23 protein-coding genes and 1 tRNA gene are annotated in these 21,490 nt (G+C 65.5%); 16 read left to right on the top strand and 8 right to left on the bottom strand.

What is annotated here, in order from left to right; translation table 11 throughout:
- Positions 1-19 precede the first annotated feature (19 nt).
- Complete coding sequence (locus ACE3TH_RS01180; protein WP_374596592.1) at positions 20-2,710, top strand: hypothetical protein; 2,691 nt, start codon at positions 20-22, stop codon at positions 2,708-2,710.
- Positions 2,707-3,621, top strand: a complete 915-nt coding sequence (locus ACE3TH_RS01175; protein WP_374596590.1) for a hypothetical protein — start codon at positions 2,707-2,709, stop codon at positions 3,619-3,621. Before ACE3TH_RS01180 ends, ACE3TH_RS01175 begins: the two co-directional genes overlap by 4 nt.
- A gap of 2 nt (positions 3,622-3,623) precedes the next feature.
- Here ACE3TH_RS01175 and ACE3TH_RS01170 read toward each other — a convergent pair whose 3' ends face one another.
- From ACE3TH_RS01170 to ACE3TH_RS01155, 4 genes are all read right to left on the bottom strand, one after another.
- On the bottom strand, positions 3,624-4,046 hold the full coding sequence (locus tag ACE3TH_RS01170; protein ID WP_374596588.1) for a hypothetical protein: 423 nt from the start codon (positions 4,044-4,046) through the stop codon (positions 3,624-3,626).
- Between the two features lie 178 nt (positions 4,047-4,224).
- Positions 4,225-4,299, bottom strand: a tRNA-Val gene (locus ACE3TH_RS01165).
- 95 nt (positions 4,300-4,394) lie between these two features.
- Positions 4,395-5,684 (bottom strand): dicarboxylate/amino acid:cation symporter, encoded by a 1,290-nt coding sequence (locus tag ACE3TH_RS01160; RefSeq protein WP_374596586.1) that lies wholly within the window; start codon positions 5,682-5,684, stop codon positions 4,395-4,397.
- Between the two features lie 28 nt (positions 5,685-5,712).
- Positions 5,713-6,432: an HAD-IA family hydrolase gene (locus ACE3TH_RS01155; RefSeq protein ID WP_374596584.1), complete on the bottom strand. Its 720-nt coding sequence runs from the start codon at positions 6,430-6,432 to the stop codon at positions 5,713-5,715.
- Positions 6,433-6,500: 68 nt separating this feature from the next.
- On the opposite strand from ACE3TH_RS01155, the gene glmU reads away from it, so the two are divergent.
- Together glmU and rpiA are read left to right on the top strand one after the other, a co-directional pair.
- Positions 6,501-7,841: a bifunctional UDP-N-acetylglucosamine diphosphorylase/glucosamine-1-phosphate N-acetyltransferase GlmU gene (gene glmU / locus ACE3TH_RS01150; protein WP_374596582.1), complete on the top strand. Its 1,341-nt coding sequence runs from the start codon at positions 6,501-6,503 to the stop codon at positions 7,839-7,841.
- Positions 7,838-8,521 carry a ribose-5-phosphate isomerase RpiA gene (gene rpiA, locus ACE3TH_RS01145; RefSeq protein ID WP_374596580.1) on the top strand — a complete coding sequence of 228 codons (684 nt, stop codon included), beginning with the start codon at positions 7,838-7,840 and terminating at the stop codon, positions 8,519-8,521. Before glmU ends, rpiA begins: the two co-directional genes overlap by 4 nt.
- Before the next feature lie 11 nt (positions 8,522-8,532).
- On the opposite strand, the gene ACE3TH_RS01140 is transcribed toward rpiA, so the two are convergent.
- Positions 8,533-9,495 (bottom strand): hypothetical protein, encoded by a 963-nt coding sequence (locus ACE3TH_RS01140; RefSeq protein ID WP_374596578.1) that lies wholly within the window; start codon positions 9,493-9,495, stop codon positions 8,533-8,535.
- A 97-nt stretch (positions 9,496-9,592) separates the two neighbouring features.
- Positions 9,593-10,564, bottom strand: a complete 972-nt coding sequence (locus ACE3TH_RS01135) for a hypothetical protein (RefSeq protein ID WP_374596576.1) — start codon at positions 10,562-10,564, stop codon at positions 9,593-9,595.
- A gap of 130 nt (positions 10,565-10,694) precedes the next feature.
- On the opposite strand from ACE3TH_RS01135, the gene gor reads away from it, so the two are divergent.
- Positions 10,695-12,092: a glutathione-disulfide reductase gene (gene gor, locus ACE3TH_RS01130; protein WP_374596574.1), complete on the top strand. Its 1,398-nt coding sequence runs from the start codon at positions 10,695-10,697 to the stop codon at positions 12,090-12,092.
- Positions 12,093-12,102: 10 nt separating this feature from the next.
- Here the strand turns inward: gor and ACE3TH_RS01125 are convergent, their stop codons facing one another.
- Positions 12,103-12,519 carry a VOC family protein gene (locus ACE3TH_RS01125; protein WP_374596572.1) on the bottom strand — a complete coding sequence of 139 codons (417 nt, stop codon included), beginning with the start codon at positions 12,517-12,519 and terminating at the stop codon, positions 12,103-12,105.
- A gap of 192 nt (positions 12,520-12,711) precedes the next feature.
- Here ACE3TH_RS01125 and ACE3TH_RS01120 point away from each other — a divergent pair, with 192 nt between their 5' ends.
- The 4 genes from ACE3TH_RS01120 (at position 12,712) to ACE3TH_RS01105 (ending at position 15,850) form a co-directional block, all read left to right on the top strand.
- Entirely contained in the window at positions 12,712-14,019 is a 1,308-nt protein-coding gene (locus ACE3TH_RS01120) for a replication-associated recombination protein A (protein WP_374596570.1), read from the top strand.
- A gap of 66 nt (positions 14,020-14,085) precedes the next feature.
- Complete coding sequence (locus ACE3TH_RS01115; protein ID WP_374596568.1) at positions 14,086-14,529, top strand: hypothetical protein; 444 nt, start codon at positions 14,086-14,088, stop codon at positions 14,527-14,529.
- Positions 14,530-14,604: 75 nt separating this feature from the next.
- On the top strand, positions 14,605-15,303 hold the full coding sequence (locus ACE3TH_RS01110) for an RluA family pseudouridine synthase (RefSeq protein ID WP_374597099.1): 699 nt from the start codon (positions 14,605-14,607) through the stop codon (positions 15,301-15,303).
- A 58-nt stretch (positions 15,304-15,361) separates the two neighbouring features.
- Entirely contained in the window at positions 15,362-15,850 is a 489-nt protein-coding gene (locus ACE3TH_RS01105; protein WP_374596566.1) for a hypothetical protein, read from the top strand.
- Here the strand turns inward: ACE3TH_RS01105 and ACE3TH_RS01100 are convergent.
- Positions 15,847-16,287: a DUF2214 family protein gene (locus ACE3TH_RS01100; protein ID WP_374596564.1), complete on the bottom strand. Its 441-nt coding sequence runs from the start codon at positions 16,285-16,287 to the stop codon at positions 15,847-15,849. The genes ACE3TH_RS01105 and ACE3TH_RS01100 overlap by 4 nt on opposite strands.
- Before the next feature lie 47 nt (positions 16,288-16,334).
- Here ACE3TH_RS01100 and crcB point away from each other — a divergent pair, with 47 nt between their 5' ends.
- The 7 genes from crcB (at position 16,335) to ACE3TH_RS01065 (ending at position 21,458) form a co-directional block, all read left to right on the top strand.
- Positions 16,335-16,730: a fluoride efflux transporter CrcB gene (gene crcB, locus ACE3TH_RS01095; protein ID WP_374596562.1), complete on the top strand. Its 396-nt coding sequence runs from the start codon at positions 16,335-16,337 to the stop codon at positions 16,728-16,730.
- Complete coding sequence (locus ACE3TH_RS01090) at positions 16,727-17,761, top strand: RluA family pseudouridine synthase (protein ID WP_374596560.1); 1,035 nt, start codon at positions 16,727-16,729, stop codon at positions 17,759-17,761. The genes crcB and ACE3TH_RS01090 overlap by 4 nt, the downstream gene beginning before the upstream one ends.
- Positions 17,758-19,173: a putative 2OG-Fe(II) oxygenase gene (locus ACE3TH_RS01085; RefSeq protein WP_374596558.1), complete on the top strand. Its 1,416-nt coding sequence runs from the start codon at positions 17,758-17,760 to the stop codon at positions 19,171-19,173. The genes ACE3TH_RS01090 and ACE3TH_RS01085 overlap by 4 nt, the downstream gene beginning before the upstream one ends.
- Positions 19,170-19,862: an HAD-IA family hydrolase gene (locus ACE3TH_RS01080; protein WP_374596556.1), complete on the top strand. Its 693-nt coding sequence runs from the start codon at positions 19,170-19,172 to the stop codon at positions 19,860-19,862. Before ACE3TH_RS01085 ends, ACE3TH_RS01080 begins: the two co-directional genes overlap by 4 nt.
- Positions 19,863-19,871: 9 nt before the next feature.
- Positions 19,872-20,636 carry an ATP12 family chaperone protein gene (locus ACE3TH_RS01075; RefSeq protein ID WP_374596554.1) on the top strand — a complete coding sequence of 255 codons (765 nt, stop codon included), beginning with the start codon at positions 19,872-19,874 and terminating at the stop codon, positions 20,634-20,636.
- A 79-nt stretch (positions 20,637-20,715) separates the two neighbouring features.
- On the top strand, positions 20,716-21,165 hold the full coding sequence (locus tag ACE3TH_RS01070; protein ID WP_374596552.1) for a hypothetical protein: 450 nt from the start codon (positions 20,716-20,718) through the stop codon (positions 21,163-21,165).
- Positions 21,162-21,458, top strand: a complete 297-nt coding sequence (locus ACE3TH_RS01065; RefSeq protein WP_374596550.1) for a transcriptional regulator — start codon at positions 21,162-21,164, stop codon at positions 21,456-21,458. Before ACE3TH_RS01070 ends, ACE3TH_RS01065 begins: the two co-directional genes overlap by 4 nt.
- Positions 21,459-21,490 lie beyond the last annotated feature (32 nt).

Below are 21,490 nucleotides of genomic sequence, written 5' to 3'. Positions count from 1 at the left end.
CGGTGCCGCAAAAATTGTAATGCAGCGATCCTGTCTGGCTTCGGCGCGGCTGGCAGTTGCCCTGCTGGGCGGTGTTTCCATGTTGGCGATCGACGTCGCCGCCGTGCACGCTGACGCCCCGGAGACCGCCGAGTTCGTGCGCACGGCTCCGCCCGTACTCCAGGACGTGCCGCAAGACCGCGCGCCTGTGGTGACCTCGCCGCCAGCGCTGCCGGTCGAGCCAGTGCCGGAGACCGCCGCTCAGCTCGCCCAGGATCCGGCGACGCCGGTGCCGGTCGCCACGGGACAGGTCGCGCAGGTTCGCGATATCAACCCGTTCGATCGGGACATCGAACTGACCGTCCCCCTCACATTCAACCGGCGCACTCTGGGTGAAATCCCGGTCCTGCTGACCCGCGACGACCGGTTCGTGGTCCAATCTCAGCCCTTCATCGAGTTGTTGCGCCCGCTTCTGAACGAGCAGGGCGTCACGGAACTGACGACGGCACTTTCGGGGAGGGATTCATTTGAAGCTGGCGATCTGTCATCAACAGGCATCGTTCTGGATTACGATCCCAATGCCTTGTCCATTCTGGTTTTGCGAATCGAGCCTTCCAAACGCACCCTCGAATCCCTGTTCGACGCCGGCGAAGCCGAGGAGCCAGGCCTGCCGCCAGAGAAATTCACGGCCTATCTGAACTCCACCGCCGTCGCCTTCTATCGATCCAACACGGGGCCGAGCCAATCCGCGACGCCCACACCCAGCGTCTTTCTGAACGGGGCCGTCCGCTACAACACAACCGTCTTCGAATTCGATTTTCAGGGCCGCGAGGATCAGTTCACCGAAGAGTACGAGTTCATTCGTCGATACGCCCGTCTGGTGTACGACCAGCCTGAATATTACCGGCGCTTCTCGCTAGGCGATCTGGACACCGAAACGCGTGGGCGGCAGGGTTTCGTCAACATGGGCGGTGTGGGGGTCGTGCGTCAGACACGCCGCTTCAACAGTTTCCGTCCCGGACTGCTGTCGGGCGAAAGGCAGGTTCTGCTTCAATCGGACTCGACCGTTCGCGTCTTGCGAAATGGCGTTCTGGTGCGAGAGTTTCGACTGGATGCGGGTCAGTACGACTTCTCCAATCTTCCGCTGGAGGTCGGCAGCAACGACGTCCAGCTCCAGATCGTCGACGATAGCGGGCAATCTTCGGTGGTGTCCTATCGCGCCTATCTGGACGCCATTGACCTCGATCCGGGTGACTATGAATACGGGGCCTACCTCGGCGTCGTTGCGCCGCTGGCTATTGGTTCGCCCGACTATAGCGACGGCGATCCGGCCTTTACCGGTTACTTCCGCAAGGCTTTCGAGAACCGGCCCGCCATCGGTGTCGGCTTGCAAGTCAGCGAGGCGGTCCAGATGGTGGACGGCCAAACCCAGTTCATCCTGCCGGGTGGCAGCCGACTTCAATTCAATGCGGCGCTGAGCAATGCCGACAATCTGGGCGGCGGCTATGCTGCCGCCGTCATCTACGACATGTTTGTAGATCGCGGAGAACAGGTTGATCGCGTTTCGCTGCAACTCGATCACGTCTCACGCAAGTTCGCCACCCTCGGCAATCTCGGGGGACAGAATCCGATCGAGTTTACCTTTACTGCGGTCTATTCGCGGGTCTTCAACGACCGCCTGTTCGGTTCGATCAACGGCTCCTATCAAAAGGGCCGCGACGGCTTTGGCGATTCCTACCAGGCGTCGGCGGACCTGTCTTACCGCGTAACTGATCAGTTCACCCTACAAGGCGGGATCAGCTACACCGAGTTCGAACAATCCACGATCGCGCGTGATAACGTCGGCATCAACATCGGTCTCGTCTGGACGCCCCGCTACGACACTCGTCTGGACGCACGTTACGAAAGCGCTGGGGATTCCGGTTCAGCGTCCTTCTTCCAGACAGGAGACGGCCGCGTCGGATCGACCAATGCCAGCGCCCTGGCATCCTATGATCGCGGCGCGGGTAGCCTGAGCGGCTCGGTCGGCTATGTCGGCAACCGGTTCGACGCCAATCTGGCGCACGCCGCGTTTGGACGCAGCTTCAACTCCCTGACGGATCAGCAGGTCACGTCGCTGGCCCTGACCAGCAGCGTCGCCTATGCGGGCGGCAAGGTCGCCCTGGGTCGCCGGATCGGGGACAGCTTCGCCATTCTGTATCCGCATGAAACCCTCGGCAATCGCCGTGTCATCACCGGGGACGATCTGGACGGCGGCCGCTATAACGCTTCCAGCGGCGTGCTGGGGCCGGCGCTGGACAATGCGCTGGGGTCTTATGTGAACCAGTCGCTGCGATACGACGTCGTCGATGCGCCCGCGGGCTATGACATCGGCGAAGGCATCCTGCGCCTGCGTCCGACCTACAAGTCCGGCTATGCCTATGAGATCGGCACTGACGCCTATGTCAGCGCGCTTGGGACGCTGGTCGGCGATGGCGAGGTGCCGCTGGCCCTGGTTTCCGGCCGCCTGCGGCCCGCAAACGAGCCGGATGCAACACCGGTGCCGTTCTTCACCAATACGGTCGGCCGGTTCGCCATGCAGGGGCTTCGTCCCGGCGTGCGTTACCGCGTCGAACTGCTCACGGATCCACGTCAGACCTTCGAGTTCGAAGTGCCTGCGGACAGCGACGGCCTGCTGAACCTGCAAAGGGTTCAGGTCGCCGTGCCAGTCAATCAAGGGAGGTCGCAATGAAGACCATGTTCGCTCTCGCCCTGGCCTTGGTTGGCATAGGCGGCGCCGCTAGTGCTCAGACGGCTGCACCCGCACGCGATTGTCAGCTGCGCATCGACCCTCAGTCGACCCAGTGGGTCATCGCAGCCTACGACCCCTTCAGTGGAGAGCGCGCCACCGGGTCGTTCCAGATCACCTATGTCAACGACGGCGACCGCACCTGCCGCGGCGATGTCAGCGTGCGGCTGAATGGTGAACCCTATGGACTGGAAAGTACGACGGTGTCGTCGGCCAGTCGGCTGCCCTATGTCCTGGTCGATGAGTTCGACGGGCGCGATCTGACCCCCTATGGCGGTGTCGCCCTAGGCCAGACGCCGCGTCAGCAATTGGTCGTCGAGGCCGGGCAGCGGGTCATCAAACGCTACAGCCTCTCTGTCGACGACCGAAATCTGGGAGCCGACGGTCTGTTCCAGCAGACAGTGTCATTCGCCGTCGTGCGTCCCAATATGATGGTCGAGGCCGAGCGTCAGGTGAACCTGGCGTTGGACGTTCGTCCGTCTGCGGTCATGGGTCTGGCGGGGACGTTCAATCGTCGTGGCGGGGTTGCCCGCATCGATCTGGGTGAGCTGTCCGAAGGGGCCGTCAGCCTGCCGGTCTCGCTGTGGGTTCGCAGCACGCGCGGCTACCGCGTCGATGTCAGTTCCGAAAACCAAGGTCGCTTGGTCAGCGGCTCGCGCGGCTGGTCCGTGCCCTATTCGCTCAGTCTGGGCGGAGAGCGGATCGATCTGGGTGATCCGTCGGCTCTGCGTTCTTCGCCCGGTGGTGGGCTGCGAGACGACAACTATCCGCTGGTATTGCAGGTCGGCAATGTCGAAGGGGCGAGGGCAGGGCGCTATTCCGACCTGCTGACACTGACGCTCGCCCCGTTCTGACGTTAGATCGGCTGGATCGACAGGACCAGCACGACAGGCGTGTCCAGCCGGGCTTCCTCAAACGCGTAGTTGACGGTGCGGATCTGCGCGATCCGCGACCGGCGCAATGTCAAATTCCCGGTTTTCGGCAGGTCCAGCAGGGTATCGGCGTAACGCAGACGCGCCGACTCGCCGGCCTGAAGCTGACGGTAGCTTGCATTGACCACGAACCCGCCGGGGCTGTTGCACGCTTCGACCACGCGGCCGGTCACGGTTTCCGAACTCATCGCCTGTTCCGGACGAACCCAGCAGGCGACAGGGACACGGGCCGTCAGGCGATAGGTGCCAGACTTCTGCTGGGCAGATGCGGACGTCGGAGCCAGAGCAATCGCGGCCACCGCAGCAAGCATACCAACCGACAGTGTCGCTTTTTGTGTAGTAGACATTTTGTCCTCATCACGTCGCAATCGACACTGCGATATAAGAGGACAGGCTTGAACTTGACGGTAACAAGCAGGGTTAGAGACGTGCCAACAACCACGGTTTACATCGGGTAATCTTAATCCGCCTTAACCCTGTCGTCTGAACGGACGCTTTATTGACCGGTCGTTGAATGTTGGAAGATGGTGGATGCGACAGGGATTGAACCTGTGACCCCCTCGGTGTGAACGAGGTGCTCTCCCGCTGAGCTACGCATCCATCTGGCCGGTCATGTCGGCCCGCCGATCGCTAAGGATCGGGGAGGGCGGGGACATAGCCCGCACGGCGGGGCCTTGCAACAGGCAAACGCAGGCTCAGATCCCGGCGGCGCGTACGGTGTCCGACGTCTCTGCCTCCGGGTCGCCGGGCAGCCAGGCCACATGGCCGTCATAGATGCCCTGATCCAGTATGCCTTCTTCCCTTGCCACCAGTACGGGGACCAGCATCTGGCCGGTCACATTGGTCGCGGTGCGCATCATGTCGATGATCCGGTCGATGGCCACGATATAGCCGATGCCCTCCAGCGGCAGGCCTGCGGTCGACAGGGTCAGGGTCAGCATGACGATACTGGTTCCCGGTACGCCCGCCGTGCCCAGCGATCCCAGCACCGCCGTCAGCCCGATCAGGACATACTGCGTCATCGTCAGATCGATCTTGAAGTACTGGGCGATAAAGATGGCCGCGATGGCCGGGTAGATGGCTCCGCAGCCGTCCATCTTCACATTGGCCCCCAGCGGCACGGCAAAGGCGGCATAGGCCTGGGGCACGCCCAGACGCTCGACCGTCTGGCGCAGGGTAATCGGCAGGGTGCCCAGCGAAGACGAGGTGGCGAACGCCGTCTGTTGTGCTGCGAAGGCTCCGCGGAAGAAGCTGCGCACCTTCAGCCCGTGCGCCTTTAGCAGGCCGGAATAGACGATCAGGATGTGGAACAGGCAGGCCGCGTAGATGGCGAAGATGAACTTGCCCAAGGGCAGCAGCGCCTCCCAGCCATAGCCGCCGACCACCGAGCCGATCAGGCCGAACACCCCGAACGGCGTCAGCTGGATCACCCAGCGTGTGATGCGGAATATAATGGAGGCCCCTTCGTCCACCAGCCGCCGCACGCCCTGCGCCCGGTCACCCAGCGCCACCAGCGCCATCCCGACCAGGGCCGAGAAGAAGATGATCTGCAGCACCTTGCCTTCGCTCAGTGCCGCGAAGGGGTTTGTCGGGACGATGCCGATCAGGACTTCCAGGGGCGTAGGTATCTCCCGTGCCCGCACCTCGCCCAGCGGCAGGTTGGACAGCCCCATTCCGGGATTGATGATGTGGCCGAACGCAAACCCTACCAGAACGGCCAGGAGCGAGGTGACCGCGAACCAGACGATGGTCCGCACACCCAGCCGGACCGCGCCCACGCCTTCGCCCAGCTTGGCGATAGAGCTGGCGATGGTGAACAGCACCAAAGGGGCCACCACCATGCGGATCAGGTTCAGATAGACGTCGCCGATCGGTTGTAACCAGGTTTCGGCATTCTCGCGCAGGACCAGGCCAGCGACGATCCCCAGCACGAAACCGGCGGCTGTGCGCTGCCACAGGGGGATGGCGAAGAAGCGACGGAGCATGGCAGGGCCTCTTGGGCTGTCGGCCGCATTATGTGTTCGCAGTCGCAGCAATCCGCAACCGTCGCGCCGACAGAAAGCCGTCGATGGCGGTTTCGATGTCCGCAAACCTGTCCACCATCGCGTCGCCGCCCAGTTCCGTTGCCGGTATGGGCGTATAGCCGTAGGTGCAGACGATGCACGGCATGCCCGCGTCCCGCGCCGCGCCCGTGTCTGGGGCCGCGTCGCCGACCATGACGGCTCTCGCCGGATCGCCGCCGGCCAGTCGCACGGCCTCTTTCAGATGCGCGCCGTCCGGCTTGCGGGCACTGACCCGGTCCGGCCCCACGATGGCGGCGAAATGCCGGGTCATGTCCAGCGCGGCCAGCAGCCGTTCCGACAGGTCGCTGCGCTTGTTGGTCGCCACGCACAGGATGGCCCCCCGCGCCGCCAGCCGCTTCAGCGTCTCGACCACGCCGTCATAGGGCCGCGAGTGGTCGGCGATGTGCGCTATGTAGTCGGCGATGAAGGCCTCGAACAGTTCGGGCCGCCGCGCATCCTCGGCGCTGGCCCCCGCCGCCGCGAACCCATGCTCCAGCAAGGCCCGCGCCCCGCCGCCGATCAGGTCCGCCGCGCCCTCCATCGGCACAGTCGGCAGGCCCTCGCGGACCAGCATGCGGTTCAGCGTGCCGACCAGATCGCGGTGCGTTTCCACCAGCGTCCCGTCCAGGTCGAAGGCGATGGTCCAGCCTTCCAGGTCGCGTTCCGTCACGGCGGCATCTCCCAAGGGTCGCCGCGATAGGCTAGACCACCCGCCGTGACTAACCGCCGGACCGATTCATGACCAGACGCGCTGCCATCATCCTCGCCGCCGGCCAGGGCACTCGCATGAAGTCGCCGCTGCCCAAGGTGCTGCACCCCGTCGGCGGCCGGGCCATGCTGGACCACGCCATCGACGCGGCCCAGGCCCTTGGCTGCGAGCGGATCGTGGTCGTGGTCGGCAATCATTCGCCGGAAGTCCGCGCCCATGTGGTCAAGCGTCTGGGGGAGGGGGCCATCGCGGTCCAGGATCCGCCCATTGGTACCGGCCACGCCGTTCGCGCCGCCGAGGCTGCGCTGGCGGGGTTCGAGGGCCAGGTGGTCATCACCTATGGCGACGTGCCACTGCTGAAGGCCCATGACATCGAACCGGTCTTTGGCAGTGCAGACGGCGTCACCGTCATCGGCTTCGAGGCGCGCGACCCGGGCGCTTATGGCCGACTGGTCATGGAGGGCGACACCCTGGCCGCCATCACCGAGGCCAAGGAGGCGTCGGCCGAGGTTCTGGCCCTGACGACTTGCAACTCCGGCGTCATGGCCGCGCCGTCGGCCCTGCTGTTCGGTCTGCTTGCGCGCGTCACCAACGACAATGCCAAGGGCGAATACTATCTGACCGACGTGGTGGCCCTGGCCCGCGCGCAAGGGTTACCGACCCGCGCTGTCATGGCCGGTGAAGACGCCGTCATGGGCGTCAACGCCCAGTCCGAACTGGCCGTCGCCGAGGCCCTGTTCCAGAAGGTCCAGCGCGAAACCTTCCTGGCTGCCGGGGTGACCATGGCCGCGCCCGAGACGGTCCATTTCTCTTTCGACACCGAGGTAGGCGCAGGCACCGTCATCGAGCCCTTCGTCGTCTTCGGCCCCGGTGCAAAGGTCGCCCCCGGCGCGCGCATCCGCAGTTTCAGCCATGTCGAAGGGGCCACCGTCGCCACGGGAGCCGAGGTCGGACCCTATGCCCGCCTGCGCCCCGGCGCAGACCTGGGCGAGGGGGTCAAGGTCGGCAATTTCGTCGAGGTCAAGAACGTCCGCATGGACGTCGGGTCCAAGGCCAACCATCTGGCCTATCTGGGCGACGGGACGGTGGGGGCAAAGGCCAACATCGGCGCGGGCACCATCTTCTGCAACTATGACGGCTTCTTCAAACACCGGACGACGATAGGCGAGGGGGCCTTCATCGGCTCCAACAGCGCCCTGGTCGCGCCGGTGACCATCGGCGACGGAGCCATGGTCGGCTCGGGCTCGGTCATCACCCGCGACGTCGGGCCGGGTGACCTGGCCCTGGGCCGAGGCGATCAGCTGGCCAAGCCCGGCTGGGCTGCACGCTTCATGGACACGATGCGGGCCAAGAAGGCGAAGCTGAAATGAGCGATCTGCAAAAACGCCACGCCGGCGAAGCCGCCGCCCTGCGCGTCGAGCCGGGCATGGTCGTGGGCCTGGGCACCGGCTCGACCGCCGCATGGTTCGTCAAGGCTTTGGCCGCCCGCAGCCTGACCGGCCTGCGCTGCGTCCCCACGTCCGAAGCCACCGCCGAGCTGGCCCGCGACCTGGGCCTGACGCTCTCCACTCTGGAGGACACACCCCGCATCGACCTGACCGTCGATGGCGCGGACGAGATCGGGCCGGGCCTCGCCCTCATCAAAGGCGGCGGCGCGGCCTTGCTGCGCGAAAAGCTGGTGTGGGAGGCTTCGGCCCGCTGTCTCTGCATCGCCGACAGCGCCAAGGTGGTGAAGACCATGGGGGCCTTTGCCCTGCCGATCGAGGTCGTCGCCTTCGGGCACAAGACGACCGCCAACCGCATCGCCGATGTCCTGGCCGATCATGACATCGCCATGCCCGCCCGCGTCCGCATGGCCGACCGGGGTCTGGTCCGGACTGACGGGGGCAATCTGATCTATGACGCGAAGTGCGGCGTCATCCACGACCCCGTACGCCTGGCCGATGACCTGAAGCTGATCACCGGCGTGGTCGAGCACGGCCTGTTCCTGGACCTGGCCGACGAGGCGCTGATCGGCACGGATGCAGGCGTGCGATCATATCTTCCGTAGACTCCGGCCGTTCAACCGGGGTCTTGGGATTGCAGGCGAGTGTGAGCGTCCTGAATTGATGAAACGATCTCGCTTCGGTTCGCTCTCAGATCGATCCGATTGCGCTCAGCGCTATACAGTCCATCCAGATAAGCAAGGTCCCAGTTCGTTAGGGTATCAACAGTTTCGGGATCGTCGAATACGTTCAAAATTGAAGCGTAGCGGTTTGTTTCCGCATCCGGATTGATCTGGGCCAGAGTGATCATTGCGATGTAGTCGGCCAGTTGAAGCGTACTGAGGCCCTCGATCTTATTCATGTCCAGAACGATCACGGTTCGGATGATGGTATCGACCACCTGCTGGTTCAGGCGCGATGCGGCGGCCACGTTTATGATCGGCGCATAATCGATCGGCAGATTGCACGGCGCCTGACAATCTCCGTCGATGCGGGCTGCGCGTTTGCCGGTTTCGCTGTCCACCGGCATGCTGACCTGCCACCAGCGCACGGGCCGGTCGGATTGGATGAAATCCTCGAAGGCGTCACCGCCACGATCCATGCCGGTGCCACCCATGCGGAAAGCCCGATGACGCTCTTCCACCATTGCCTGGGTGATTTCGTCAGGCTTATCGCTCGCCACAATGATTACATTCGGGCTGCATCCGGGCGCGCCCGGATTGAGGCCCACATTCTCGGCTACTGTCGAGATGCGATCTACGAGATATTGTGCGGGTTCGGCCCTGAGATTGGCGACACCTATACAGATGTTCGACTCCCAACGCGCAATCCCCCGATAACGATTCGGGGCTGCAACTTCGGACACGAAAGACCGGATCATGGTGTCCAGAGGACGCCCGACAACCTGGACGTCATCCAAATCCGTCGGCGTATCTGCGATCGCTGCCGCATTAGCCGGCGGCGGATCTTGCGGGGCGGGAAGTGCGGGCTGCGGGGGAGCAGCCGCCAGCATAGCTGCGAGAACAAGCGCAGAGATCATAGCTTTACCCCTCTTTGGCGACGAACATGCAAGCAGCCGGTCGCTCGCAGATGTCCGTCAAAGCTACTCGGCATCAAGTCTTAACTGGCATTCAAGTTCAGTCAGTCGCTTCGTCATCATCGACTGCTCGCAAACGCGCGTGCTCACGCTGGATCGAGCCTACAACCTCCGTCAGGTTTGAACGACCATTCAACCGATTTCTTTCGGCTTCATACAGCCCACTGAGATAGGCCCGATCCCAACTTGTCAGTTCACTCACCGCTTCTCTGTCCTGGAAGACGTTGAGAATGGAGGAATAGGCCCGCGTGTCGGCATCGGGGTCGATCTGCGCCAAGGAGACCAACGCGATATAGTCGGCCAGTTGCTGTGTCGATAGGCCTGCGACGTCGTTGATATCGACGATAACGATCGATCTTATGATGTTATCTACAATCTGAGTGCGTAGTCTGGACGCGCCGGCTATGGCGATCACAGGCGCGTAATCGTTGACCGTGCTGCATGCATTACGACATTCACCCGGGATACGGAACGCTCGTTGGCCGGTCTGGGAATCGATCGGCAGGCTCATCTGCCACCATCGCACAGGGCGATCCGTGGCTTGAAAATCTTCGAGTGCAACCTTGCCCCGATCCATACCACTGCCGCCCATGCGAAAGGCTCTGCGGCGCTCGGAAACAAGTTGCCTGGCAAGAGCACCGCCGTCATCCGTCGCAACGATCACCAAATTAGGCGTGCACCCCGGTTCACCGGCTTCCAAACCCACGTCTTCGGCAATAGTGGAGACTCGATCTACGATATATTGGGCTGTATCGACCCGCAGATTGACGGCGCTGACACAAATGCGGCTGTCCCAGCGCGCGAGCCCGCGAAAGCGGTTTGGTTCGGCCACTTCAGTTGTAAAGCCGCGGATGAGATCCGTAAGCGAACGGCCCACAACCGTAACGTCTTCCAGCTCAACGGCTTCCGGATCCTGTACCTGCCGTGTTTCGGCGGGTGGGGCCTCCAGTGTGGGTGTAGGATTTGGTGTTGAGCCCAGTAGAACTGCTGTCGCGACAAGAGCCTCAAACATAGTCGATCTCCACCGGGCAAACGCTAAGGTTGATACCGTAACTCAGGTTTGCGAAAACACAATGGCCTTGGTCTGGACGTCGCGACCCACGGTTGCCACATACGCGTCCACAGCAACGGATCAGGTCCTCATGACCGCTTACGACTATGACCTCTTCGTCATCGGCGCCGGCTCTGGCGGGGTGCGCGCCGCCCGCCTGACCGCGCTCGGCGGCAAGCGCGTGGCCATCGCCGAGGAGTTCCGCGTCGGCGGCACCTGCGTCATTCGCGGCTGCGTGCCCAAGAAGTTCATGGTCATGGCCTCCGAGGTCAGCCACGCGCTGAAGATCGCCGAGGGCTACGGCTGGTCCTTCGACAATGCGAAGTTCGACTGGCCGACCTTCCTTCAGGCCAAGGATGTCGAGATCGCGCGTTTATCCGGCATCTATGCCGCCAACCTGGGCAAGGCGGGCGTCGATCTGGTCCATGGCCGCGCGGTCCTGACCGACGCCCACACGGTCCAGATCCTGAAGAAGGACGGCACCACCGACCGCTCCATCACTGCCGAGCGCGTCCTGATCGCAACCGGCGGTCGCCCGTGGATGCCCGAAGAGCTGGAGGGCATCGAGCACGCCATCACCTCGGAAGAGGCCTTCCATCTGCCGGAACTGCCCAAACGCATCCTGATTGCGGGTGGGGGCTATATCGCAGTGGAGTTCGCGGGCATCTTCGCCGGACTTGGGGTCGAAACGACCCTCATCTATCGCGGCCCCAATATCCTGCGCGGCTTCGACGACGACGTGCGCGCCCATCTGGCGGGTGAGATCGAGAAGCGCGGCATCAAGGTCATTCTGGGCTGTCAGCACAAGTCGCTGGAAAAGACCGACACCGGCATCGTCAACCACCTCGAAAACGGCATGACGATCGAAACCGACGTCGTCATGTTCGCCACCGGGCGGGTGCCGCACGTCAAGGGCCTGGGCCTCGACAAGGCCGGGGTGAAGATCGACGACAACGGGGCGATCTGCGTCGATGAGTATTCGAAGACCACGGCCGACAACATCTGGGCCATCGGCGACGTCACCGACCGGATGAACCTGACCCCCGTCGCCATCCGCGAGGCCGTGGCCTTTCATGAGACGGTCTACAAGGACAACCCCCGGCATTTCGACTACGAGGCCGTCGCCACCGCCGTCTTCAGCCAGCCGCCGGTCGGCACGGTGGGCCTGACCGAAAGCGAGGCGCGCCATTCGTGCCCTGGCGAGGTCGACGTCTATCTGACCCGCTTCCGGCCCATGAAATATGCCTTCACCGGCTCGGACGAGCGGGTGCTGATGAAGCTGGTCGTGGATGCCCAGAGCCAGAAGGTTGTCGGAGTCCACATCGTCGGCCCCGAAGCTCCCGAAATGATCCAGCTGGCCGCCATTGCCGTAAAGGCCGGCCTGACCAAGGCCCAGTGGGACGCCACCTGCGCCGTCCACCCCACCATGGCCGAGGAACTGGTCACGCTTAAGGAGAAGCAGCAGCCGGGGAATATGTCGGCAGGTTAGATCCTGCCTTCTAAGCCTTTATCGGCAACCCGATCGACCAGCTATGGCCGAACGGATCGCGCAATTGTCCGTAGCGGTCGCCCCAGAACTGATCGGCGATGGGCAGGACCGGAATGGCGGCGTTCAGCAAGGCGCGCGTCCACCATTCGTCGGCGTCGTCGACCTGGAGATGAAGGGTTACGCCACGCGGCACCATGTCGGGCTCGTGGCCATATTCGGGGAACTCGTCATGCAGCATGACGCTGGTCCCGTTGATCAGCAGATGGGCGTGAATCAGCCGCTCGCCGTCCTCGGCCAATTTCTGGTCCAGCACCTGGGCTCCAAAAGCGCGGGCATAGAACTCCAGCGCGGCCTGTCCCCCGCGCGACGGAATGGTCAAATGGGGCGTGACGCCGTTGGTCGGGCCTTGCTGGGTCGCCTCGGTCATGAAGAGCTCCTTGCCTGCATTAAAGCCCTTCCCCCTTGATGGGGGAAGGGTTGGGATGGGGGTGAAGCTGTTCGGAGGTTTGCTGCGTTCCAGAAATCTGCCGAACCTGCCGACACGGGCCAATCGGAAACACCGTCACCCCCAACCCCGGCCCTTCCCCCATCGAGGGGGAAGGGAGCAGTATGAGTTCGCATGACCGACCTCTTCGAAGCCTCCGGCATCCATCCCCCCGACGCGCCGCTCGCCGACCGGCTGCGGCCGCGCACGCTGGAGGAGGTGGTGGGTCAGGACCATCTGCTGGGCGAGGGCGGGCCGATCCGGCGGATGATCGAGGCCGGGCGGCTGGGCTCCATGATCCTGTGGGGCCCGCCGGGCACCGGCAAGACTACCATCGCCCGCCTGCTGGCCCAGGCGGCGGGGTATCAGTTCCAGCAGATCAGCGCCGTCTTCTCCGGCGTCGCGGACCTGAAGAAGGCCTTCGAGACGGCCCGGATGCGCCGGGCGGCGGGGCAGTCGACGCTCCTGTTCGTCGACGAGATCCACCGCTTCAACCGCGCCCAGCAGGATGGCTTCCTGCCGTTCGTGGAGGAGGGGATCGTCACACTGGTCGGGGCCACGACCGAAAACCCGTCGTTCGAACTGAACGGCGCGCTGCTGTCCCGCAGTCAGGTCTATGTCCTGAAGCGACTGGACGATGTGGCCCTGGATCAGCTGCTGGTGCGGGCGGAGGCGCAAGAAGCGAAGACCCTGCCCCTGACACCCGAGGCGCGTCAGGCCCTGCTGGCCCTGGCCGATGGGGACGGCCGCTATCTGCTGACCATGTCGGAGGTTCTGTTCGATCTTCAGGACGCCGAACCGCTGGACGTCCAGGCCCTGGCCGGCATCCTGCAGAAACGCGCGCCCGCCTACGACAAGAGCCGCGAGGAGCACTACAATCTGATTTCCGCCCTGCACAAATCCGTGCGCGGCTCGGACCCGGATGCCGCCCTCTACTGGCTGGCGCGGATGCTGAACGGGGGCGAGGACCCGCTGTATCTGGCGCGGCGCATCGTGCGCATGGCGGTCGAGGATATAGGTGAGGCCGACCCCCTGTCGCTGCTGGTCGCCATTGCGGCCAAGGACACCTACGACTTTCTCGGCAGCCCGGAGGGCGAACTGGCCCTGGCACAGGCCGTGGTGCACCTGGCCACCGCGCCCAAGTCGGTCGCGGTCTATGAGGCCTTCAAGGCCGCCAAACGCGCCGCGCACGAAACCGGCTCGCTGATGCCGCCCGCCCACATCCGCAACGCCCCGACCAAGCTGATGAAGTCGCTGGGCTACGGTAAAGGCTACCAGTACGACCCCTCGACGCCCGAGGGCTTTTCCGGCGCCAACTTCTTCCCCGACGGCATGGATCGCCACGTCTTCTATGCGCCGAAAGGGGAGGGGCACGAGGAGAAGGTCAAGGCCCGGCTGGAGCGCTGGGCGGCCATGCGGGCGGAGAGGGATGCCGCTGACTGATCACCGTTCATTGCCAAGCTTGGCTCGCAGGGCGTAGCGTCTTCTCTTAAACCTTGGGAGGGGTGGATGAACCAGATGACTGTACGGACGCCGTGGCACCTGTGGGTGGTCGGGGTGGTGTCGCTGATGTGGAATGCCTTCGGAGCCTTCGACTTCGTCAGCACCGTCACGCGCGGCGAGGCCTATCTGCGTGAGATGAAGTTCGATCAGGCGATGATCGACTATTTCCTCGCGATGCCGGACTGGATGTATGTGCCTTGGACCCTGGGCGTCTGGGGCGCGGTGATCGGCTCGATCCTGCTGCTGCTGCGCAATCGTTTCGCGGTCTGGGCCTTTGCCCTTTCGCTGATCGGTGCGGTGGTCAGCCTGATCTACGGCCAGTTCATTGACCCGCCACCGCTGGCACCCGACATGGCGATGATGAAGTGGATGCCCTACGTCATCATGGTCATCACGGTGCTGCTGTTCGTCTATGCCTTCAACATGCGCAAGAAGGGCGTGCTGCGCTGACGGGCTGACGGGAAGGCTCGGGTCGCGTATGCACGCGCCGTGACCCGCACCCCCGCCGACCTTTCGCCTGAAGACATGGCCGCCGTCCGGTCGTGGGTGATCCACGAGGATGCGCACGTCATCGCCTTCAACAAGCCCAGTGGCCTGTCCAGCCAGGGCGGGCGCATTCAGGCGCATACGCTGGACGACCTGCTGTGGGCCTTTGCGCGCTCGAACGGCAAGCGGCCGGAGCTGGTGCATCGGCTGGACCGCGACACCTCGGGCGTCATCCTGGCGGCGAAGACCAAGCCGGCGGCGGGATTCCTGGGCAAGGCCATGCAGGCGCGCCGGTTCAAAAAGACCTATCTGGCCCTGCTGTCCGCCGCGCCCGAGCCCGCATCCGGCACCATCGATGCGCCCCTGTTGCGCCAGGAGATCGGGCGTGAAAGCTATATGCGCGTCGTCGCCCCCGAGACGGCCGGGGCCCAGGCCGCGCTCAGCCGCTACCGCACCCTGGCCGCCTCCGAGGATGGTGCCCTGGTCGAGCTGGACCCCGCGACGGGCCGCATGCATCAGTTGCGGGTGCACATGGCCTCCATCGGTCGGCCCCTCGCAGGCGATGCCCGTTACGGCGGGGCGCTGACCTTCGCAGGCAAACCGGCGTCTCGGCTGATGCTGCATGCGTCGAAGCTGGTGTTTCCGCACCCGGAGGGTGGCTATCGCACGCTTGAGGCCCCGGTGCCTGCCGACTTCGAGGCGCTGAAGGTCGCCGCAGGGCTGGCGACAGCCGGCTAGGCAGTGGGAACGAACGCGGGTCGTGATACGCTAAAGACCATATATCCGGAGTTCCGTCATGAACCGCTTTTCACTTGCCGCCGTTGCCCTGACTGCGCTGTCGCTCACAGCCTGTGCCAGCCTGTCGCCCTATGGCCCGCAGTCGTCGCCGGGCGGGCAGGGCTATTCGGAGCAGCGGATCGAGTCCAACCGATATCAGATCACCTACCGCGGCGTCGGCGATCCCCGTCCCGTGGCCGACTTTGCTCTGCTGCGCGCGGCGGACCTGACGATCGAGACCGGCAACGACTGGTTCGAGGTCACCCAGCGCTGGATCGACGGTCGTCCCGACAGCGCCGGCGGCGTCCGCCCCAGCGTCTCCATCGGCGCGGGGTCCAGCAGCTATGGCGGCTGGCGCGCGTCGGGCGTAGGCGTCGGTGTCGGCCTGAACTTCAGCGGGCCTCAGCCGACCTCGACCGTGCTGGAAATCATCATGGGCGAGGGCCGCAAGCCGGAGCGGCCGACGGCCTATGACGCCCGCGAGGTGCGCGACAGCCTCGGCCGCTAGAACGGCCAGCGCGCCATGGCGGCGGCGCACGCCACCAGCGGAAAGATCAGCAGCAACTCGATCCCGACCCAACGGCGCGCGCTGGCGACGGCCGCGGTATCCGGCTGCCATCCCGCATCGGTCTTGCTGGCCCGCGCCCATTTGACGAAAGCGATGGTCGGAAGGACGGAGATCAGGCCGATCACGGTGAAGATCGCCAGCTTGGCCCAGAAGAAGGGGTTGGCCTCGTAGAAAGCCCAGCCCTTGCCGCCCCAGATCACGCGCGCAACCCCGACTGCCAGCACCAGCACCGCCGTCACGCCATAGCCGCCGTCCAGCCCCGCCAGACGCCGCGCCTCAATCACCGGGGCCTTCAGCAGCGTCCGTTCGATGGCCAGCATGGCCACCAGCCCGAACACCAGAATGTGGTGCAGGACCGCCAGGGTCAGACCAAGCATGCACGCCTCCCTTCGCATTGCCGCAATCCGGCGTATAAGCCCGCATCATGACACGTTTTCTGATCGTTGCAGCAGGCGGAGCCCTGGGGGCCGTGGCCCGCTATGGCACCGGCGTGGTGGTCGGACGGATGTTTGGCGGCATGGCCTGGCCCTGGGCCACGCTGACGGTCAATGTCGTCGGCGGCCTGCTGATGGGCGCTCTGACCGGCTGGCTGGCCTTTCGCGGCGGTCTGCATGCAGAAAGCATCCGCCTGTTCGCCGCCGTCGGCGTCCTGGGCGGCTTCACCACCTTTTCGGCCTTCTCGTTGGAGACGGCCCTGATGATCGAGAAACGCCAGCTGGCCCTGGCCGGGGGCTATGTCGCCGCCTCGGTGGTGCTGTCGATCATCGCCCTCTTTATCGGCCTGACGGTCGCCCGCCGCGCCTTCGGAGCCGCCCTTTGACTGATGAACCCATCCGCGAGGCCGAAGCGCCGCCCAAGCGCGAAGTCCTGACGATCTACGTCGCCGAGGACGAGGACGGCATCCGCCTGGATCGCTGGTTCCGTCGCCGCTGGCCGCACCTGTCCAACATCCAGGTGCAGAAGATGGCCCGCAGTGGCCAGATCCGCGTCGACGGCGCTCGGATCAAGCCTGAGGGTCGCCTGACCGCCGGGGCTGCCGTGCGCGTGCCGCCGATCCCTGACGATACCTCGCGCCAGGCGGGCGACGCCCACACCCTGTCCGAGAAGGACATCGCCTTCGCCAAGTCGCTGGTCCTGTACGAGGACGACATGGTCATCGCCATCAACAAGCCGCACGGCCTGGCCGTGCAGGGCGGCACCAAGACCAGCCGCCACGTGGACCGCCTGCTGGGGGCCTGGGGCGAGGGGATGGACCGCCCGCGCCTCGTCCACCGGCTTGATCGCGACACCTCCGGCGTCCTGCTGCTGGGCAAGGGACCCGAGGCGGCCAAGCGACTGGCGGGGGCCTTCGCGCGGCGTCAGGCCAAGAAGACCTATTGGGCCATCGTCATCGGCAACCCCAAGCCCGCCGCCGGCCAGATCGACATGCCGCTGAAGAAGACCGGCATCAACGATTTCGAGATGATGCGCCCGGCCGACCGCAAGGACCCGCGCGCCGAACCCGCCGAGACCGCCTTCGCCACCATTTCCAGAGCCGCCCACCGCGCATCCTGGATGGCGCTCCGCCCATTCACCGGGCGGACGCATCAGCTGCGGGCCCACATGTCCGGCATCGGCCATCCCATCCTCGGCGATCCCAAATACGGCGACGACAAATCGAGGGAGCTGTCAGGCCCGCTGAAGCTCCAGCTTCATGCCCGCAGCATCGAACTGGACCACCCGCGCGGTGGCGTGCTCAAGGTCACCGCGCCTTTGTCGCCCGAAATGAAGGCCGGCTTCGCCCACTTCGGCTTCGATCCTCACGAGGGCGACGAGAGCGATCCGTTCGAGGGCGTGAGGCGTCAGCGTTGACGACGACGGCCGCCGTTCTGCTACAGGCTCAGGCGCTGGCCGGGGCCGGCCGTCTGCCCGAGGCTGTGGCTTTGCTGAAGCGGATCGGGCGGCTGGATGTGGCGCTGGACCTGCGCCGGGCCGAGGTCGCGCAGCGCTCGACCAGTGCTGTGGCTGAACACAATCTGGCAGCGCTGCTGGGCGACATGGGCCAGGCCGCAGAGGCCGAGGCCGCCGTCCGCCGCGCCTTCGCCAAGGGCGGGGATGCCCCCGAAACCTGGCTGGTCCTGGCCCGTGCCTTGCTGGCTCAGGACCGGTTCGACGAGGCCGACGCCGCCTATCGCCAGGCCCTGACGCGCCGCCCCGTCTATGCCGAGGCCGTGCGCGATCTGGCCCAGCTGATCTGGATGCGCAGCGGCGACGCCCAGGCCGCACTGCACCCGTTCGAGGCGGCGCTGACGGCAGCCCCAAACGCCATCGATCTTCGCATCGCCCGAGCCACCATGATGGAATACGCAGGCGCGACGCCCGATGCCGTGCTGGCGGCCCTGAACGCGGACGGCACCCATCCCGAAATTGAGCTGGCCGCCACTCACGCCGCGCTGGGCGTGGATCACGACCGCGCCCTGGCCCATGCCCGCGCCGCCCATGCCCTGCGCCCCCACATACGCACGGCGCTGAAACTGGCCGAGGTCCATCTGGCGCGCACAGAACCCGACGCGGCGATGCCATTGATCGAGGCGGTGCTCAGGGCCCTGCCCGAGGACCAGAACGCACTCAGCCTGCAGGCCGTCGCCTGGCGTCTGGCGGGCGATCCGCGGGCTACCGAACTCTATGACTACGACACCATGGTCGGGGCCTGGACCATCGATACGCCCGCGCCCTGGACCAGCCTGCCGGCCTATCTGGCCGACCTGGCCGCCGCCCTGCGCCGCCTGCACGGCCTGACCACCCATCCGCTGGGCCAGAGCCTGCGTCACGGCACCCAGACGACCGCCAGCCTGCTGACCAGCACCGACCCGGCCATCCGCGCCTTTTTCACCGCCATCGACGGCCCAATCCGCCGACATATCGCCGGGCTCGGCACCGGTGCCGACCCTTTGCGCCGCCGCAGCACCGGAGCCTACCGCCTGTCCGGAGCCTGGTCCGTTCAGCTGAAGCCCGGCGGCTATCATGCCGCCCACATCCACCCCGAGGGCTGGCTGTCCTCGGCCTGCTACATCGATCTGCCCGATGCGGTTCAGGCCGAAGGGCGGCAGGGCTGGATCGGCTTTGGGGGCGCGCCCTTCACGCCCGATCTGCCGCATCAGCATTTCAAAAAGCCCGAGCCCGGCAAGCTGGTGCTGTTCCCGTCCTACATGTGGCACGGCACCGCGCCGTTCGAGGGCGATCAGACCCGCCTGACCATCGCCTTCGATGTGGTGCCCGCATGACCCGACCGAGCTCTGCGCGTCCTTTGGCCGTCTTCGACATCGACGGCACGCTGGTCGACAGCCGCGCCTCGATCCATCAGGCCGCCACAGAGGCCGCGCGTGCCCTCGGCCTGCCCGATCCCGACTACGATCGTGTCCGCCAGATTGTCGGCCTGTCCCTGCCTCATGCCCTGGCCGTGCTGGAGCCGGGGCTGACGCCGCCGGAGCTGGAGCGCTTCACCGCCGAATTCCGCGCCAGCTTCGGCCGCATGTACGACGCCGGTCACGAAGAGCCGCTCTATCCCGGCACCATGGAAACCCTGCGCCGCCTGCATCGCGACGGCTGGCGTCTGGCCCTGGCGACGGGGCAGAACCGGCGCGGGGTGGCCCGCAATCTGGCGCGCGAGGGCTGGGCCGATCTGTTCATCTCCAGCCACTGTGCGGAGGACGGCCCCGGCAAGCCCGATCCGGCCATGCTGCATGCCGCCATGACTGCCTGCGGAGCCGACGCCGCCACCACCACCATGATCGGCGACACGGCCCACGACATCGGCATGGCCCTGGCCGCCGGGGCCCATCCGCTGGGCGTCGCCTGGGGCTTTCATACGCCCGAGGAGCAGTTCGCCGCCGGCGCCCACCACGTCGCCACCGACTTTCCCGATCTGGAGGCGGCGCTGGCGCGTTTCGCCTCCGACCGCCTCGCTGCCTGAGACCTCGCCATGAGCCATATCCCGCCCCTCGATCCCATGGTCGCCGCCCGCAAGGGCTTTCGCGAATCCGAAGAGCGGCTGAAGCGGTTCTGGACCGCCGTCGATGTCGCCCTCGGTGACGACGGCTGGTCCGTCACCCTGGACGGTCGCACACCCAAAACCCCCGCCCATGCGAAACTGACGCTGCCGACGGAAGGCTCCGCCCGTCTGGTCGCCGAGGAATGGTCCGCGCAGGGCGAGTTCATCGAACCCGGCACCATGCCCGCCACCCGCCTGGCGTCCACCGCCATCGACCGCGTCAGCCAGACGCGGGAGCCCGTCGCCGACGAGATCGCCGCCTATGCCGGCTCTGACGCCCTCTGCTACCTGGCCGAACACCCGACCCCGCTTGTCACGCGACAGGCGCGGGAGTGGGCCCCCTGGCGCGACTGGGCGGCGAACGAACTGGGCGTCGCGCTGGAACCCGCCGAGGGCATCGTCCACAGGGCCCAGGACCCGGCCGCCATCGCCCGTGTGCGCGATCTGGCCCTGTCGCTGGACGACTTCGCCCTGACGGGTCTCGCCACTGCCGTGCCCCTGCTGGGCAGCGCGATCCTTGGGCTAGCCCTTCAGCGCGGAGCCCTGTCCGGAGGGGCCGCCTTCGACCTGTCCCGGCTGGAGGAGGTCTTCCAGGAAGAACAGTGGGGCATCGACGCCGACAACGCCGAACGCACGGCCCTGCGCCGCGCTGAGGCCGTGCTGCTGGAGCGGTGGTTCAAGGCGCTCGAAAGCTGACTTTCCAATTTGAAAAATCATCGCTTGCCGTTATGGAAAGTCATGATACGCTTTCCATATCGGAAAGTGAGGAATGTCCATGACCCAAGACCCCACCCCCCAGGAAGCACTGGCCTCCATCCAGGCTGCCCGCGCCAGGGTGGGAGAGACGCTGGACTATCCCTTCGGCTGGGATCTGGCCTATGGCGGCATGCTGGCCCTGATGGTCGGCGGGGCAGGGCTACCCCAGCCATGGAGCACCCTGACGCTGGTGCTCTCCATCGTCGCCCTGGTCTTCATGGTGCAGTGGTGGCGCAAACGGACGGGCTGGTGGGTCAGCGGCTATGCCCCGCCCCGCGCCCGCTGGGTGGCTTGGCTCATGGTCGCCGTTATGATGGGGCTGATGGGTCTGTCCTTCTGGACCCGCCTGTTCGACGGACCGTTCTGGGCCCCCATCGTGGCCGGAGCCCTGGCCGGTGTCACCGGCATCATCGGCGGGCGGCTGTGGATGCGGGCCTATCGCCGCGATCTGCTGGCGGGGCAGGGATGAGCACCGCCCCCGCCCTCGACACCCTGATCCATGCGCCGGGCCGGTTGCAGATCTGCGCCATCCTGTCGTCCGTCTCCGATGCCGAGTTCGCCATGCTGCGCGACGCCATCAAGGTGTCGGACTCGGTCCTGTCCAAGCATCTGAAGCTGCTGGAGGAGGCCGGCTATATCGCGCTCAGCAAGATGACCCAGGACGGACGCCAGCGCACCTGGGCCAGCCTGACTGGCAAGGGGCGCAAGGCCTTCTCCGCCCACGTCGCCGAACTGACCCGACTGGCCGCCCTGACGGGTTGATCGGACTGGCCACACCTTGCCACCGGCCCTGC

Origin of the sequence: Brevundimonas sp. (genome assembly GCF_041919755.1) — a bacterium.
In the GTDB taxonomy this organism is placed as follows: Bacteria; Pseudomonadota; Alphaproteobacteria; order Caulobacterales; family Caulobacteraceae; genus Brevundimonas.
Note: the sequence above shows the minus strand (reverse complement) of the source record. Positions and strands in the feature narration are given on the sequence as shown.

Bases quoted from the DNA above. Each gene is read 5' to 3' on its own strand.
- rpiA (WP_374596580.1), top strand. From the start codon at position 7,838: ATGAGCGATCTGCAAAAACGCCACGCCGGCGAAGCCGCCGCCCTGCGC.
- gor (WP_374596574.1), top strand. From the start codon at position 10,695: ATGACCGCTTACGACTATGACCTCTTCGTCATCGGCGCCGGCTCTGGC.
- ACE3TH_RS01180 (WP_374596592.1), top strand. From the start codon at position 20: ATGCAGCGATCCTGTCTGGCTTCGGCGCGGCTGGCAGTTGCCCTGCTG.
- ACE3TH_RS01070 (WP_374596552.1), top strand. From the start codon at position 20,716: ATGACCCAAGACCCCACCCCCCAGGAAGCACTGGCCTCCATCCAGGCT.
- ACE3TH_RS01135 (WP_374596576.1), bottom strand. From the start codon at position 10,564: ATGTTTGAGGCTCTTGTCGCGACAGCAGTTCTACTGGGCTCAACACCA.
- ACE3TH_RS01110 (WP_374597099.1), top strand. From the start codon at position 14,605: ATGGCCGCCGTCCGGTCGTGGGTGATCCACGAGGATGCGCACGTCATC.
- ACE3TH_RS01075 (WP_374596554.1), top strand. From the start codon at position 19,872: ATGAGCCATATCCCGCCCCTCGATCCCATGGTCGCCGCCCGCAAGGGC.
- ACE3TH_RS01100 (WP_374596564.1), bottom strand. From the start codon at position 16,287: ATGCTTGGTCTGACCCTGGCGGTCCTGCACCACATTCTGGTGTTCGGG.
- ACE3TH_RS01170 (WP_374596588.1), bottom strand. From the start codon at position 4,046: ATGTCTACTACACAAAAAGCGACACTGTCGGTTGGTATGCTTGCTGCG.
- ACE3TH_RS01160 (WP_374596586.1), bottom strand. From the start codon at position 5,684: ATGCTCCGTCGCTTCTTCGCCATCCCCCTGTGGCAGCGCACAGCCGCC.
- ACE3TH_RS01105 (WP_374596566.1), top strand. From the start codon at position 15,362: ATGAACCGCTTTTCACTTGCCGCCGTTGCCCTGACTGCGCTGTCGCTC.
- ACE3TH_RS01120 (WP_374596570.1), top strand. From the start codon at position 12,712: ATGACCGACCTCTTCGAAGCCTCCGGCATCCATCCCCCCGACGCGCCG.
- glmU (WP_374596582.1), top strand. From the start codon at position 6,501: ATGACCAGACGCGCTGCCATCATCCTCGCCGCCGGCCAGGGCACTCGC.
- ACE3TH_RS01140 (WP_374596578.1), bottom strand. From the start codon at position 9,495: ATGATCTCTGCGCTTGTTCTCGCAGCTATGCTGGCGGCTGCTCCCCCG.
- ACE3TH_RS01080 (WP_374596556.1), top strand. From the start codon at position 19,170: ATGACCCGACCGAGCTCTGCGCGTCCTTTGGCCGTCTTCGACATCGAC.
- crcB (WP_374596562.1), top strand. From the start codon at position 16,335: ATGACACGTTTTCTGATCGTTGCAGCAGGCGGAGCCCTGGGGGCCGTG.
- ACE3TH_RS01115 (WP_374596568.1), top strand. From the start codon at position 14,086: ATGAACCAGATGACTGTACGGACGCCGTGGCACCTGTGGGTGGTCGGG.
- ACE3TH_RS01065 (WP_374596550.1), top strand. From the start codon at position 21,162: ATGAGCACCGCCCCCGCCCTCGACACCCTGATCCATGCGCCGGGCCGG.
- ACE3TH_RS01125 (WP_374596572.1), bottom strand. From the start codon at position 12,519: ATGACCGAGGCGACCCAGCAAGGCCCGACCAACGGCGTCACGCCCCAT.
- ACE3TH_RS01175 (WP_374596590.1), top strand. From the start codon at position 2,707: ATGAAGACCATGTTCGCTCTCGCCCTGGCCTTGGTTGGCATAGGCGGC.